At 71.9% G+C, this 12854-nt stretch carries 14 protein-coding genes; 7 read left to right on the top strand and 7 right to left on the bottom strand.

Going from position 1 to position 12854, the window contains the following annotated elements:
* Nucleotides 1-100: 100 nt before the first annotated feature.
* Complete coding sequence (locus tag VK611_30970; GenBank protein HMG45793.1) at nucleotides 101-259, top strand: hypothetical protein; 159 nt, start codon at nucleotides 101-103, stop codon at nucleotides 257-259.
* Here VK611_30970 and VK611_30965 read toward each other — a convergent pair.
* Nucleotides 256-1365, bottom strand: a complete 1110-nt coding sequence (locus VK611_30965; protein HMG45792.1) for a Zn-dependent alcohol dehydrogenase — start codon at nucleotides 1363-1365, stop codon at nucleotides 256-258. The genes VK611_30970 and VK611_30965 overlap by 4 nt on opposite strands.
* Nucleotides 1366-1539: 174 nt before the next feature.
* Here VK611_30965 and VK611_30960 point away from each other — a divergent pair, with 174 nt between their 5' ends.
* The 3 genes from VK611_30960 to VK611_30950 all read left to right on the top strand — a co-directional run bounded on the left by VK611_30960 (nucleotide 1540) and on the right by VK611_30950 (nucleotide 3202).
* Nucleotides 1540-1866: a hypothetical protein gene (locus VK611_30960; protein ID HMG45791.1), complete on the top strand. Its 327-nt coding sequence runs from the start codon at nucleotides 1540-1542 to the stop codon at nucleotides 1864-1866.
* A 71-nt stretch (nucleotides 1867-1937) separates the two neighbouring features.
* Nucleotides 1938-2420, top strand: a complete 483-nt coding sequence (locus tag VK611_30955) for a sigma-70 family RNA polymerase sigma factor (protein HMG45790.1) — start codon at nucleotides 1938-1940, stop codon at nucleotides 2418-2420.
* Entirely contained in the window at nucleotides 2417-3202 is a 786-nt protein-coding gene (locus VK611_30950) for a hypothetical protein (GenBank protein HMG45789.1), read from the top strand. The genes VK611_30955 and VK611_30950 overlap by 4 nt, the downstream gene beginning before the upstream one ends.
* 43 nt (nucleotides 3203-3245) lie before the next feature.
* Here the strand turns inward: VK611_30950 and VK611_30945 are convergent, their stop codons facing one another.
* From VK611_30945 to VK611_30930, 4 genes are read right to left on the bottom strand one after another with little or no spacing between them, the layout of a single operon-like run.
* Entirely contained in the window at nucleotides 3246-3845 is a 600-nt protein-coding gene (locus tag VK611_30945) for a TetR family transcriptional regulator (GenBank protein ID HMG45788.1), read from the bottom strand.
* A gap of 11 nt (nucleotides 3846-3856) precedes the next feature.
* A complete protein-coding gene (locus VK611_30940) occupies nucleotides 3857-5068 on the bottom strand; it encodes an acyl-CoA dehydrogenase family protein (protein HMG45787.1) in 1212 nt (403 codons plus the stop codon).
* 21 nt (nucleotides 5069-5089) lie between these two features.
* Nucleotides 5090-6049, bottom strand: coding sequence for a diiron oxygenase (locus tag VK611_30935; protein ID HMG45786.1), 960 nt, complete (start codon nucleotides 6047-6049; stop codon nucleotides 5090-5092).
* Nucleotides 6046-6675 carry a TetR family transcriptional regulator gene (locus VK611_30930; protein HMG45785.1) on the bottom strand — a complete coding sequence of 210 codons (630 nt, stop codon included), beginning with the start codon at nucleotides 6673-6675 and terminating at the stop codon, nucleotides 6046-6048. Before VK611_30930 ends, VK611_30935 begins: the two co-directional genes overlap by 4 nt.
* A 216-nt stretch (nucleotides 6676-6891) precedes the next feature.
* Here VK611_30930 and VK611_30925 point away from each other — a divergent pair, with 216 nt between their 5' ends.
* Nucleotides 6892-7497 (top strand): NYN domain-containing protein, encoded by a 606-nt coding sequence (locus VK611_30925; GenBank protein HMG45784.1) that lies wholly within the window; start codon nucleotides 6892-6894, stop codon nucleotides 7495-7497.
* A gap of 3 nt (nucleotides 7498-7500) precedes the next feature.
* Here the strand turns inward: VK611_30925 and VK611_30920 are convergent, their stop codons facing one another.
* Complete coding sequence (locus VK611_30920) at nucleotides 7501-8877, bottom strand: glycosyltransferase family 39 protein (GenBank protein ID HMG45783.1); 1377 nt, start codon at nucleotides 8875-8877, stop codon at nucleotides 7501-7503.
* A 119-nt stretch (nucleotides 8878-8996) separates the two neighbouring features.
* Between VK611_30920 and VK611_30915 the strand changes: the two genes are divergently transcribed.
* The gene (locus tag VK611_30915) at nucleotides 8997-10415 is read left to right on the top strand and encodes an AarF/UbiB family protein (GenBank protein HMG45782.1); all 1419 of its coding nucleotides are present in this window, start codon (nucleotides 8997-8999) and stop codon (nucleotides 10413-10415) included.
* Between the two features lie 15 nt (nucleotides 10416-10430).
* Here the strand turns inward: VK611_30915 and VK611_30910 are convergent, their stop codons facing one another.
* Nucleotides 10431-11729 carry an alpha/beta hydrolase gene (locus VK611_30910; protein ID HMG45781.1) on the bottom strand — a complete coding sequence of 433 codons (1299 nt, stop codon included), beginning with the start codon at nucleotides 11727-11729 and terminating at the stop codon, nucleotides 10431-10433.
* Nucleotides 11730-11787: 58 nt separating this feature from the next.
* On the opposite strand from VK611_30910, the gene VK611_30905 reads away from it, so the two are divergent.
* Nucleotides 11788-12854: AMP-binding protein (locus tag VK611_30905; GenBank protein HMG45780.1), on the top strand; the 1067-nt coding region annotated here is incomplete at its 3' end.

The following is a 12854-nucleotide window of genomic DNA, read 5'->3' as shown; positions in this document are numbered from 1 at the left end:
CGTGCGTCGAAAACTGAAACAGGTTCTAGCAGAGGTCACGCCCGAAGCGAAACGCCACTGAGGCTGGGTCGACAGGTAGTTGCAGTCGTACTGTACGAACATGGCGAACGCGGACGTGCTCGACGCCGCGGTCGGGGTGGCCGCGGCAGTGCTGGCGACCGGGCGGGTCCCCCGGCCGGTGTTCGGGTCCGGACGCGAGACTGCGTGGCAAGTGGCCGCCACGGCACCACCTGCCACGCAGTTTCGGTCCGGCGGCTAGGTCTTCACGACGGCGGGCACCTCGGCGAAGCTGATCACCGAGCGGATCGCCTCGCCGGCCTTCAGCGCGGCGACGGCGTCGTTGACGTCGTCGAGGGCGAGCCGGCGGGAGATCATGCCCTCCAGGTCGAGGCGGCCGTTCTTCCAGAGGCCGAGGACCCGGTGGAAGTCGGTGCGCACGTCGGCCGAGCCGTAGTACGAGCCGGTGAAGTTCTTCTCGGCGAAGAAGACCTCGAAGGCGTTGAACGACACCTGCTTGTCCATTGCGCCCACGCCGATGATGCAGGTGGTGCCGCCGCGGCGGGTCACGTCGAAGGCGTTGCGCATGGTCTGCGGCAGGCCGATCGCCTCGAAGGCGTAGTCGAAGCCGTCGCCCCCGGTGATCTCGTTCTTGGCGGCCTCGAGGTCGTCGGGCTTCACCGCGTGGGTGGCACCGAAGCGCTTGGCGTCGTCCAGCTTCTGGTCGACCAGGTCGACCGCCACGATCTCGGAGGCCCCGGCCACCCGGGCACCCTGGATGGCGGCGATGCCCACGCCGCCGCAGCCGAACACCACGACCGACGAGCCCGGCGTCACCTTGGCGGTGTTGAGCGCTGCGCCCACGCCCGTCATCACGCCGCAGCCCACCAGCGAGGCGATCTCGAACGGCACGTCCTTGTCGACGGCGATCGCGGCCTGGTGCGGCAGGATCACCTCCTCGGCGAAGGTACCCGTGCCGGCGAAGCCGAAGACGGGGTCGCCGGCGATGCGGAAGTTGGGCACCCCGGCCACCGCGAACTGGATGTTCACGCACAGGTGCGGCTGGTGGTGCTTCACGCAGAAGTTGCACTGGCCGCAGGGCGGGCTCCACGCCACGATCACGTGGTCGCCTTCCTTGACGCTGGTGACGTCCGGGCCCACCTCGGTCACCACGCCCGCGCCCTCGTGGCCCGGCACGAACGGCACCGGCTGCGGGATCAGGCCCGACATGCCCGACACGTCCGAGTGGCACACGCCCGTCGCCTCGATCTTCACCTTCACCTGGCCGGGACCGACGTCGACCAGTTCGACGTCGTCCCGCAGCTCCAGCTGCTCGTCACCAGTGTTGCGGAGCACAGCGGCACGCATTGGGGTCCCCCTTGGATGGATCGTCACCGGGGACGGACGTGACCCGGCTCCCGTGACTCTTGACCCTCGGGTCAGTGGGTGTCAACCCGGCCCGGGGAACAGAACGCGGCCCTCGTCGATCAGTACTCGGTACCGCGGCGAAACGGCTGTGGAACCACCCACGAGGAGCGCACATTGGACAACGGACCCCGGGCCCGCGCCTGCCGCACGCTGGCCATCACCGCCGCCGTCACCGCCGTCACGGCGGCCGGCATCGGCCTGTTCGCCGGCAGCAGCGCGGCCGACGACGACCCCCACGCGCCGACGACGGTGCCGCCGCCGACCGTCACGACACCCGACCCCACGGGGCCGCCGCCGACCGTCACGACGCCCGCAACGGCGCCCGACCCGACCGCGCCGCCGCCGACCGTCACGACACCGGCCCCGCCCGTCACCACGCCGGGGCTCCCGCTCCCGCCGGCGGCCGACCCGGTCCTCGGCGAGCCTCCCTATGCCGGATGATGGTCGAGCCGGCGACGACGTGGTCCTTCCCAGGGAACGGATCGGCTGTCCCACCGATCTATGAGGGTGTGATGACGGGAACCAGCTCGAGACGGACCGACACCGGGGTCGAGGACGACTTCAGCGCCCTCTACCGCGACCAGCGGGATCGCCTTCGTCGGGTGGCCTACCTGATGACCGGTCAGGCCGCCGTGGCGGAGGAGATCGTGCACGACGCGTTCCTCCGCGTCCACGGCCGCTGGCGGTCCCTCGACGTACCCGCGGCCTACCTGCGGCGCACGGTCGTGAACCTCTGCCTCGCCTGGCGGTCGCGATCGGCGATGGCCCGCGAGCGCGAGCCGCGGGTGGGTGGCTGGGTCGACCCGCCCGAGCTCGACGAGACCTGGGCGCTGCTCGACCGCCTGCCCCGCGACCAGCGGGTGGCGCTCGTGCTCCGCTACTACGAGGACCTGGCGGTCGACGAGATCGCCCAGGTCATGGGGTGCCGGCCCGCCACCGTCCGCACCCGCATCCACCGGGCGCTCACCGCCCTGCGCAAGGAGATGACCCCGTGAACGACCTGCTCACCCCGGAGGAGGCGGAGAACCGCCTGCGCCGCACGCTGGCCGCCCGCGCCGAGCGGATGGCCGACGGCGACGACGCCCAGGCCGATTGGGACCCGACGCCGGTCGCCCTGGTGCCGCTGGTGGCGTCCCCGGCCCGGCGGGCACCGGTCGCCCGGCGGGCGCTGCTCGCCGCGGCAGCGGTGGTCGCGGTGGGAGGCCTCGCCGCCGCGGTGGCCGTGTCGTCCCGGGACGGCTCCTCCCCCGCCGACGACACCACCGCCGGGCCGGGCACCGAGCCGGACGCCACTGAGCCAGGGGCCGCGGTCACGGACCTCCAGCCGGCGAGCTGCGCCGAGTGGACCGTCACCACCACGCCGCTGGGTGGCACCGAGCCGCCCCCCACGGTCCCGAGCGACCCCGTCCCGCCGTCCACCGCCCCGGCCGACAGCCTGGGCCGCTCCTACATCTCGATGCAGCTGGCCACCGAGCCGATCGACCCCAGCTGGGCCGACCAGCTCGCCATCGTGGTGCACCGGCCGGCGCCAGGCGCTGATCCCTCCGACGAGGCGGTCCAGGTCGGCGACCGCCCCGGCCGCTACCGAGCCATGCAGGGCGCCATGGCCCACATGGGCTCCGTCACCTTCGACGTCGACGGCGAGACGATCGTGGTCACGGCCTGGCAGGTCTCCAAGGCCGATCTGATCCGCGTGGCTGCCAGCGTCGAGCCCAACGCCGACGGCACCTGGTCCTACGGGGTGCTGCCCGGCTACGAGGACCACTGCGGCGGCTGAACCGCTCGAACCGCCGTCGGCCTCCCGCCCCCTCGCTCGACCCTCAGTCGAAGCCGGGGGTGAGGAGGTCGGCGGCCTCCCGCAGCTCGTCCGACACCCAGGCCATGTCGCCCATGCCGTTGGCCCAGCTGATCAGGCAGGACCACCACACGTGGCCCAGCACCTTGGTGACCGCGGCCTCCTCGGCCGGGTCGACGCTGTCGGGGAACGCCGGTCGCATGATGCGGGCGAGGGCGCTGGTCATCCCGTCCATCGCCTCGACGCCGGCCGGGTCGCCCGACGTCAGAGCCGTCACCACCGCGCTGGTGAGCTGGGGCTGGCGGTCCATGGCCCGCAACGCCCGGTCGAGCACGTCCATCACCCGGTCGCCGGTGCTCCCGCCGGCAGGTGGACGGGCCAGCACGGTCTTCTCCAGGTCGGCCACCCACTCGACCATCGCCGAGGCCAGCAGCGAGTCCTTCGACGAGAAGTAGCGGTAGATGGTGCCGAGGGCGACGTTGGCGCGGGCCGCCACGTCGCGCATCTGCACGGCGTCGTAGCCGCCCTCCGCCGCCAGGTCGAGCGACGCCCGGATCACCCGCTGACGCCGCGCCGCCTGGCTCTTGGTCAGGGTGTCCACCATCGGTGCGTCCGGGCCCGGCATGGCGCACAAAGCTACTGGTGACCGTGACTGGTCAGGCGGAAAGGCGCGTCGCGGTCGTCCCGGGGCTCCTGCGGCAGGCCCAGCGCCCGCTCGCCGATGATGTTCGCCTGCACCTGGTCGCTGCCCCCGGCGATGCTCAGCGACGGGGCGTGCAGGAAGCGCCGGCGCCACATGTCGCCGTTGGCGAGCTGGCCCTCGGCGCCCTGGATGTGCACGGCGGTCCGGGTGAGCGCCCGCATGTAGCGGGAGTGCGCCAGCTTCATGACCGACGCCTCCTGACCCGGCGGGCGGCCCTGGCTCAGCGCCGTCTGGGTGCGGTAGCGGAGGAAGCGCAGCAGCTCGGCCTGGATGTGCACCCGGGCGACGGCCTGGCGGACCACCGGATCGTGGTTGCGGCCGTGCTGCCGGGCGAGCGCGGCGAGGGCGCCGGGGTCGACGTTGGCGCCGCCCGCGATCGACGACCGCTCGCTGGTGAGGGTGGTCTGGGTGATGCGCCACCCCTCCCCCGGCTCGCCGAGGACGTTGGCGTCCGGGATCCGCACGTCCTCGAGGAAGACCTCGGAGAAGTGGCTCTCGCCGGTCATCTGCCGCAGCGGCCGGATGGTGATGCCCGGCGTCGCCATGTCGAGCAGGAAGTAGGTGATGCCCCGGTGCTTGGGGACGTCCCAGTCGCTGCGGGCCAGCAGGATGCCCCACGCCGCCCGCTCGCTCGCCGACGTCCACACCTTCTGGCCGCTGATCACCCACTCGTCGCCGTCGCGGGTGGCCCGGGTGGTGAGGCCCGCGAGGTCGGAGCCGGCGTCGGGCTCGCTGAAGAGCTGGCACCACAGGTCGTCGCCCCGCAGCATCCCGGGCAGGTGGCGCTGCTGCTGCTCGGGCGTGCCGTGGGCGACGATGGTCGGCCCGGCCATGCCCACGGCGATCATGAAGGCGCCGGTCGACACCCCGAACCGGGCCTGCTCCTGGTTGAAGATGGCCTGCTCGATGGGCTTGCCACCGCGGCCGCCGAACTGCTTGGGCCAGGTGATGCCCGCCCAGCCACCGTCGTAGAGGGTGCGCTGCCAGATGCGGCACCGGGCGACGTACCCGTCCTCGTCGTACTCGCCGGACCAGACGCCGCTGGAGAAGTCGTCCGGGTGACCCTTGGGGATGGCGTGCGCCTCGAGCCACGCCCGCGCCTCGGCCCGGAACGCGGCCTCCTCCGGCGTGTCGTCGATGTCCACGCCCCCAGACTAGAACACGTTCTAGCGGGAGGCCTCCCTCGCCGGCTCGTCCCACAGGCCGCTGACCTTCCAGATCGGCTTCGACACCCGGGTCACGAGGCCCAGCTCGACGCACAGGCGACGGACCTTCGCCACCGAGTCCTTCACGTACTGCTGCGCCTCGGCCCGGTCGACCTGGCGGCGCAGCGTCCCCTTCGGGAGGCCGTGCTGGCGCAGCAGGCCCGGCGACGGCATCAGCATCGCCCGCGACATCACCCACAGCAGGCGGGGCGCGGCGATCGACAGGATCAGCCGGCGGACCGGGCCGAGCGTCGGCACCGTCCGCTTCAGGTAGTGGCGGGCGAACGACAGGTGGCGCGCCTCCTCGGTCACGTGGATGCGCATGATCCGCTCCAGCAGCGGGTGGCTCTCGGCGCCCGACCGCAGCGCCCGACGCTGGGTGTGGTCGATCGGATCCTCGCCGCCCAGCACGAACAGGAAGAAGAGCGGCGGGAAGAGGCGGGAGGTGAGCACCACGAACCGGGAGCCGAGGCGCAGGTACCAGGGCAGGCCGCGGGGGTCGTAGCCCGAGCGGTTCACGAACTCCTGGAACATCAGGGAGTGCTGCGCCTCCTCGATGACCTCGTGGTAGATGTAGCGGAACTCGGGCGACCCGTTGGGCAGGGCCGACGCGTAGTCGAGCAGACCCCGCTTGAGGATGCTCTCGAACTGCGCCCCGGTCTTCATCGCCGTCGCCACCCGGTGGAGCCCGATGCGGGCCCGCTCGTCCTGGGGCAGGCTCCGATACCACTCGGTGGAGCCGAGGGGGTCGTCGGCGAGGACCTCCCAGCGGGGGTCGGTCGGGTCGATCCGCATCTCCGGGGCGTCCCAGTCGACGTCGGCGTAGGCGTCGAAGTGCTTCTCGACCGACTGGCGACTGAGACGCTCGACGAGGGTGCGGTAGTTGTCGTCGCTCTGCTCTTCATCGAGGGCGAGGCTCATCTGACGGGCTCCTGTGCGGGTCGTGGGGTCGACAGCTCGGCCGCCAGGGCTCGCAGCATCTCGACGATGTCGCGGGCCTGGCCGTCGAGGCCGATGTCGTGGGCGATGGCGGCGCCCTGGAGGGCGGCGAAGGCGAAGCGCACGATGGTGCGGGCATCGGCGCCCTCGCCCGAGGCGGCGGCCGGGAACAGCACGCCGAAGTCGGCGGCGACGTTGCGCTCGAACTGCTTCAGCACCCGTTGCAGGACGCTGCGCAGCTCGCGGTCGGTGCGGGCGGCGACCAGCAGCTCCAACGCGGCGTCGAACGACGGCCCGCGGAAGATCTCCCAGAGCTGGTCGACCGCCCGCTCCAGCGTGCGCTCCTCGACGGGTAGCGCCGCGAACGCCTCCCGGAACTCCATCTCGCAGCGGTTGGCGACGTGCTCGACCGCGGCCCCCAGCAGCTCGGCCTTGCTGGCGAAGTGGTGCAGGAGGGCGCCCCGGGACACCCCGGCGAGCCGGATGATGTCGTTGGTGCTGGTGTGCGAGTACCCCCGCTCGACGAGACACCCGGCGGTCGCATCCAGCAGCGCGGCCCGGGTCTCCGCCCTCCGCTCCGCTTGCGTCCGTCTCGTCCCCCGTGCCACTCCTCCACCATGACCCCCTCCCCACAAACCGTCAACCCTGACGGTAAGTGCCTTCCGTCACGTGCGCATTCGCTCGCGCCACCCGGAGTAGCGTCACGACCACGAGCGGCGGGGCTCCCGAAAACGAAGAACGACCCCCCAAAGCCGGGGGGTCGTCGGGCCAGCGGTCATCACCACTGGCGGGGAATGGAGACAGGGTAACAGACCATGACGCGCGTGACCGCGTACATCGACGGCTTCAACCTCTACCACGGCCTACGCGCCAAACATGAACGACGCTACCTCTGGCTCGACCTTCAGGCCCTCTGCGAGTCGCTGCTCCTCGAAGGCCAGCGTCTCACCGCCGTGCGCTACTTCACAGCCCCGCTGCGGCGGCAACCGGACCGGATGGCGCGGCAGCAGACCTACTGGAACGCCTTGGGAGCGCACGCGACATGTCTGACCATCGAGCTGGGGCGCTTCCAGGAGACGATGACCATGTGTCGGCTCTGCGGCGGGCGGACAAAGTCGTACGAGGAGAAGGAGACCGACGTGGCGATCGCGGCCGCTCTCGTCGAGGATGCGGCCGACCAGGCGTTCGACACGGCATTGCTCGTGTCGGCCGACAGCGACCTCTGCCCGGCGGTGCGGGCCATCCGGCGGCTGCACCCCGCGGCCAAGGTCGTGGCGGCGTTCCCTCCGGCGAGACGGTCCGACGAACTGCGGAAGGTGGTCGACGCGTCGTTCACCATCGCCGAGCGGAAGCTCCGGTCGGCCCGGCTGCCCGATCATGTGCAGGATCAGGTCGGGCACGTGTTCTCCAGGCCCAAGGTCTGGAGGTGAGGGTCAGCTGGTGACGAGAGCCTCGGCCGGGGTGGCCGGTGGGGTGGCTGTTGCCGGCTCGTCGGGGGTCGGGTCGGGGGCGGGGGACGGGCGGGCGTGGTAGGCGGCGACCAGGGTGAGGCCGGCGTAGATCGCCAGGAGGGGGTAGAGGGGGGCCTTGAAGCGGGGGTCGCCGAAGGTGAGGAGGGGCGGGACGACCGACAGGAACATCGTGAGGATCAGGAAGGTCTGACGGCGGTCGCGCCCGGTGCCCGCGCGGGCCCGCAACGCGGCGACGGCGCCGACGGCCGCGAAGCCGAGGAGGGCGAAGTACATGCCGTCGGCGGCGAAGGCGAGGACCCGCTCGGTGCGGGGCGCCATCCACGGGACGTCGCCGTAGTCCTGCACGGCGGCGACACCGTCGTGGTCGTCGCTGAACGTGAAGAAGGCCCGCCAGAACACCTGGACCGGCAGCTCGCGGGGATGGTCGAGCAGCCACTCGACCGAGTGGTCGATGTTGTCGCTCTGCCGCACGATCTCGAACCGGGGCCGGGGCACGTCCCGGTGCTCGTCGCACGACGCCGGCAGGCCCGTGAAGCCGCCGGTGGCGTCGTCGTTGTAGCCGATGCAGAGGTTGTCGCCGAGGTTGGCCGAGATCAGCACCGGCGAGTCCATCGTGACCACGTTGCGGACGGTCCACGGCAGGATCACCAGCGCCGCGGCGCCCACCACCACGGCCGTCCGCTTCACCGCCACCCGCAGCGACGACGGCCACCACAGGAACAGGAACGCCGGCAGCAGCACCAGCGACACCGGCCGCACCAGCGCGCTCAGGGCGAACAGCACCCCCAGCACCACCAGCCGCCGCCACCCCGGCGCCCGCGCGACCGCCCGGGTCGGCACCGCCAGCAGCAGCATCAGCACCAGCAGCACCAGGAACAGCGACTCGGTGAGGGCGACGCCGGTGTGGAAGATCGTGTTGGGCAGGATCGCCAACGCCCCCGCGGCGACCAGGCCCGCGGTCACGCCGTTGAGCCGCCGGCCCAGGGCGAACACCAGCGGCAGCGTGAGCGTCGACAGCACCACGTTGGCGCCCACGGCGACCGACAGGTGGTCGACGTCGAACGGCAGCAGGTCGGCCAGCCAGAACAGGGCGCCGAGGAACAGCGGGTAGCCCGGCGGGTAGTAGGCCGTCGGGTACATGCCGGCCGGCACCTCGCCGCCGGGCCCGGTCAGGTAGCTGTAGCCGTCGCCGCGGGCCAGGTTGTCGCCCAGCATCTGGTAGGCCGCGGGGTCGCGGAAGCTGACCGGCGGCGTGGCGGCCCACAGCCCCCAGGCGACCCGCAGCACTGCCCCGACCACCACGATGCCGACCAGCCACCAGCGCTGACGCGGGGTCAACGAGGGCAATGGTGGGACGGCACTGTTCTTCCAGGCCCCCAGGCGTGCACGTACCGCAGACACGGCGCCAGACAGTAGCGGGGCCACGACGCCCGAGCCGGGTGCGCGATGCTCCGGGCATGACGACCGACGGCGACAGCCCGTTCGTGGGCCCCTACGCCGCGGGCGCTCCCGCCCGAGCGTTGCGGGTCGTGGCACCGAGCCTCACCTGGTTCGGCCGGCGGGAGCTGCTCCGGGCCGCCGAGATCGGCTGGGTGCTGTGGTCGCACGTCGTGTCGGCGGTGGTGGCCCACGTCGTCCGCCACCCGAGGCATCCGCGCACCGGGCTGGCGAAGGCCGCCAGCGTCGGGGTGGTCGAGGCGTTCATGGCGCTGGGCCCGACGTTCGTGAAGTTCGGGCAGATGATCGCCTCGTCGCCGGGCATGTTCCCCGCCACGCTCGCCGACGCCTGCCTCCGCACCCTCGACGACGTCGACCCGTTCCCCGCCGAGCAGGCCCTCGCCATGGTCGAGGAGGACCTGGGCGCCGCCGCCGAAGAGGTCTTCGCCAGCTTCGACCCCGTGCCGCTGTCGGCCGCCTCCATCGCCCAGGTCCACGCCTGCGTCCTCCACGACGGCCGGCCTGCGGTCCTCAAGATCCAGCGCCCGAACATCACCACCCGCATGAGCCGCGACCTGCGCATCCTCTACCGGATCGCCAAGCTGGTCGACCGCACCAGGCGCGGCCACCTCGTGAACATGCCCGGCGTCGTCGAGGACCTCCACCAGGTCACCAACGAGGAGCTCAACTTCGCCCTCGAGGCCCACCGCCAGTCCGAGTTCCGCCAGCACATCGGCGACTTCGGCGACAACAAGTGGATCACCGCCCCCGAGGTGTTCTGGGACTTCTGCGGTCCCCGGGTGATCTGCATGGAGCGCCTCTTCGGCACCCCGATGGACCGCTTCGACGAGCTGCGGGCCCGCAGCATCGACGGCGAGCTCGTCCTCCGGAGGGGCGTGAAGGTGTGGATGGAGGCGGCCCTGGTCCACGGCCCGTTCCACGGCGACGTCCACGCCGGCAACCTCTGGGTGCTCGACGACGGCCGGGCCGCCTACCTGGACTTCGGCATCATGGGCCAGCTGCCCCCGGCACACCGCCAGGCGGTGCTCGACGTGCAGTACACCCTGTACGTCGACCGGGACTACACCCGCATCGTGCGGGCCTGGCAGCGCATCGGGATCCTGCCCGACGACGTCGGCCCGGTCGACGAGGTGGCCGCCCGCCTGCAGATGGTCATCGACCCCATGCTGAGCCTGAAGCTGGGCGAGGTGAGCCTGGCCGAGACGTTCCGCCAGCAGCTCGAGCTGCAGCAGGAGCTGGGTGCCCGGGCCGCCCGGGAGCTCGTGCTGATGACCAAGCAGATGATGTACTTCGAGCGCTACGCCAAGGAGCTGGCCCCCGACTACAACATGTCGAGCGACCTGTTCCTGGTGCGGAACGTCTTCCCCGCCGAGGTCGCGCGGCTGGTCGAGGAGCGGGGCCTGACCCTCCCCGCCTGACCCGGGAAATTGCGTCTATTCGACCGCTATGTGCGGGTCTTCGGACGCAATTTCGGATGAGGTGGCGGTCAGCTCGGCGACCGGAGCGACAGCCGTGCGCTGCTCCCACTGCGTCGTGAGGAAGCGCTCGATCCCCTCCACCACCCGCGCCGTGCGCCATGAGGGGAACAGGTCGAAGCCGTGCTGGGCGCCGGCCAGCTCGGCGTAGAGCACCGGCTGGCCCGACACGTCGCGCAGCCGCTCGACGAACAGCCGGGTGTCGGGCAGCGGCACGAGGGTGTCGCGGTCGCCGTGGACCACCAGGAACGGCGGCGCCAGCGGGTGGACGTGGTCGATCGGCGACGCCTCCACGAAGCGCTCCGGCTCCTCGGCCAGGAACGCCTTCACCACCAGCCGCTCGGCGATGCGCCGCTGGAAGAGCTCGGTGTACGTGCCGAGCCGGTTGGTGAAGTCGTAGATCCCGTAGAACGGCACGGCGGCCTGCACCGACGTGTCGACGTCCTCGAAGCCCGGCTGGTAGCGGGGCTGGTTGGCGGTCAGCGCCACCAGTGCCGCCAGGTGCCCGCCGGCCGACCCGCCGGTGACGCACACGTGGCGCGGGTCGCCCCCGAAGTCGGCCACGTGCTCGGCGATCCAGGCCAGCGCTCGCTTGCAGTCGACCAGGTGGTCGGGGAACGTGGCCCCGGGGCTGAGCCGGTAGTCGGCGTCGACGCACACCCAGCCGTTGGCGGCGAGGTGCTGCAGCAGGGGCTGGGCCTGCTGGCGCCGCTTGCCGATCACCCAGGCACCACCGTGGATCTGCAGGATCACCGGACGCTTGTCGCCCGGCTGGGTGGTGGCGGGCAGCGTGAGGTCGAGGCGCAGCTCCTGACCGGCGACCCGGGCGAAGGTCAGGTTGCGGACCTGCCGCACCCCGCTGCGGCGCCGCATGAGCACGGGCAGCGCCACGTGGCTCCACGGGAACGCGGCACCCTCGCCCGCGGCGCGTCGCGGCGGACCGTCGGGCAGGTCCGACAGCGCCCGGTGCACCTGGGCGCCGGTGCGCAGGCTCTCCCGGCACAGGGCCAGCAGCCCGACGGCGGACTGGGCCAGCAGGAGCAGGCCGAGAAGGCCCACGAGGTGGTCGGCTCCCCCGCCGGCGATCCCCACGGCCGCGACCACCACCACGAGCACCAGCCAGTGGAACGCCAACTCGATGGCGTACCAGGAGGCGAAGAACCCGAGCACGAACGAACGACGGCCCGTGCGCGGGCGAGCCGCGTTGAACACGGCGAGCGACGACACGGCCCCAGCGACGAGCAGCAACCACTGCATCTCGCTATCTTCCCCCGTGGAGACTTCTGACGCTCCGTCAGATTCCCTGGAGGGGGCAATGGCCTACAACATCGCCGACCTGTTCGAGCACGCCGTCGACGCCGTCCCCGACCGCGTCGCCCTCGTGGTCGACGACGAGGCGCGCACCTACGCCCAGCTCGACGCGGCTGCCAACCGCTTCGCCCACCACCTGCTCGACCAGGGCTTCGGCGTCGGCGACCACGTCGGCATCTTCGGCGCCAACAGCCGCGAGTGGGCCGTCGCCATGCTCGCCGCCTTCAAGATCCGGGCCGTCCCGATCAACGTCAACTACCGCTACGTCGAGGACGAGCTGCGCTACCTGGTCGACAACGCCGACCTCGTCGCCCTGGTCTACGACGACGACCTGGCCGCCCGCGTGGCCGGCATCCGCGACCAGACGCCGCAGCTGCGCCACCTCGTCCACGTCGGCGACGGCGCCGAGAGCCGCGCCGCGGGACTCGACAGCCTCGGCTTCGACGCCGCGTCCGCGGCCGCCGACGACGGGCGCGGCTTCGGCGAGCGCTCCCCCGACGACCTCTACGTCCTCTACACCGGCGGCACCACCGGCATGCCCAAGGGCGTGCTGTGGCGCCAGGAGGACGTGTTCTACGCGCTCGGCGGCGGGATCGACGCCTACACCAACGAGCCGGTCACCCACGAGCACCAGCTCGCCGACAAGGCCAAGGCCACCGAGACGCCGCTGGTCACGCTGTGCCTGCCGCCGCTGATGCACGGCGCCGCCCAGTGGTCGCTGCTGCGCTTCCTGTTCGAGGGCGGCACCACGGTGCTGGCCCGCCGCTTCGACGCGGAGGGCGCCTGGCGCACCATCGAGCGCTGGCGCATCAACAACATGATGATGACCGGCGACGCGATGGCCCGCCCCCTCATCGAGGCGTTGGAGGCGATCGACGCCGCGGCGGAGGCCGGCGAGGGAGCCCCGGTCGACGTGTCGTCGCTGTTCGTGGCGGCGTCGAGCGCGGCGGTCTTCTCCCCCACCGTGAAGCAGCGCTTCCTCACCCGGCTGCCCAACACGATGCTCGTCGACGCCATCGGCTCCACCGAGACCGGCTCGAACGGCATGGTGCTGGTGTCGGCCGACTCGGA

Source organism: Acidimicrobiales bacterium (assembly GCA_035316325.1).
Classification (GTDB): domain Bacteria; phylum Actinomycetota; class Acidimicrobiia; order Acidimicrobiales; family VFJN01; genus DASXTK01.
The sequence above is the reverse complement of the archived record's forward strand: the minus strand, read 5'-3'. Positions and strand labels throughout refer to the sequence as shown.

Excerpts from the sequence above, each read along its gene's own strand:
- VK611_30970 (HMG45793.1), top strand. The coding sequence starts at position 101 with ATGGCGAACGCGGACGTGCTCGACGCCGCGGTCGGGGTGGCCGCGGCA.
- VK611_30965 (HMG45792.1), bottom strand. The coding sequence starts at position 1,365 with ATGCGTGCCGCTGTGCTCCGCAACACTGGTGACGAGCAGCTGGAGCTG.
- VK611_30955 (HMG45790.1), top strand. The coding sequence starts at position 1,938 with ATGACGGGAACCAGCTCGAGACGGACCGACACCGGGGTCGAGGACGAC.
- VK611_30945 (HMG45788.1), bottom strand. The coding sequence starts at position 3,845 with ATGCCGGGCCCGGACGCACCGATGGTGGACACCCTGACCAAGAGCCAG.
- VK611_30935 (HMG45786.1), bottom strand. The coding sequence starts at position 6,049 with ATGAGCCTCGCCCTCGATGAAGAGCAGAGCGACGACAACTACCGCACC.
- VK611_30915 (HMG45782.1), top strand. The coding sequence starts at position 8,997 with ATGACGACCGACGGCGACAGCCCGTTCGTGGGCCCCTACGCCGCGGGC.
- VK611_30910 (HMG45781.1), bottom strand. The coding sequence starts at position 11,729 with ATGCAGTGGTTGCTGCTCGTCGCTGGGGCCGTGTCGTCGCTCGCCGTG.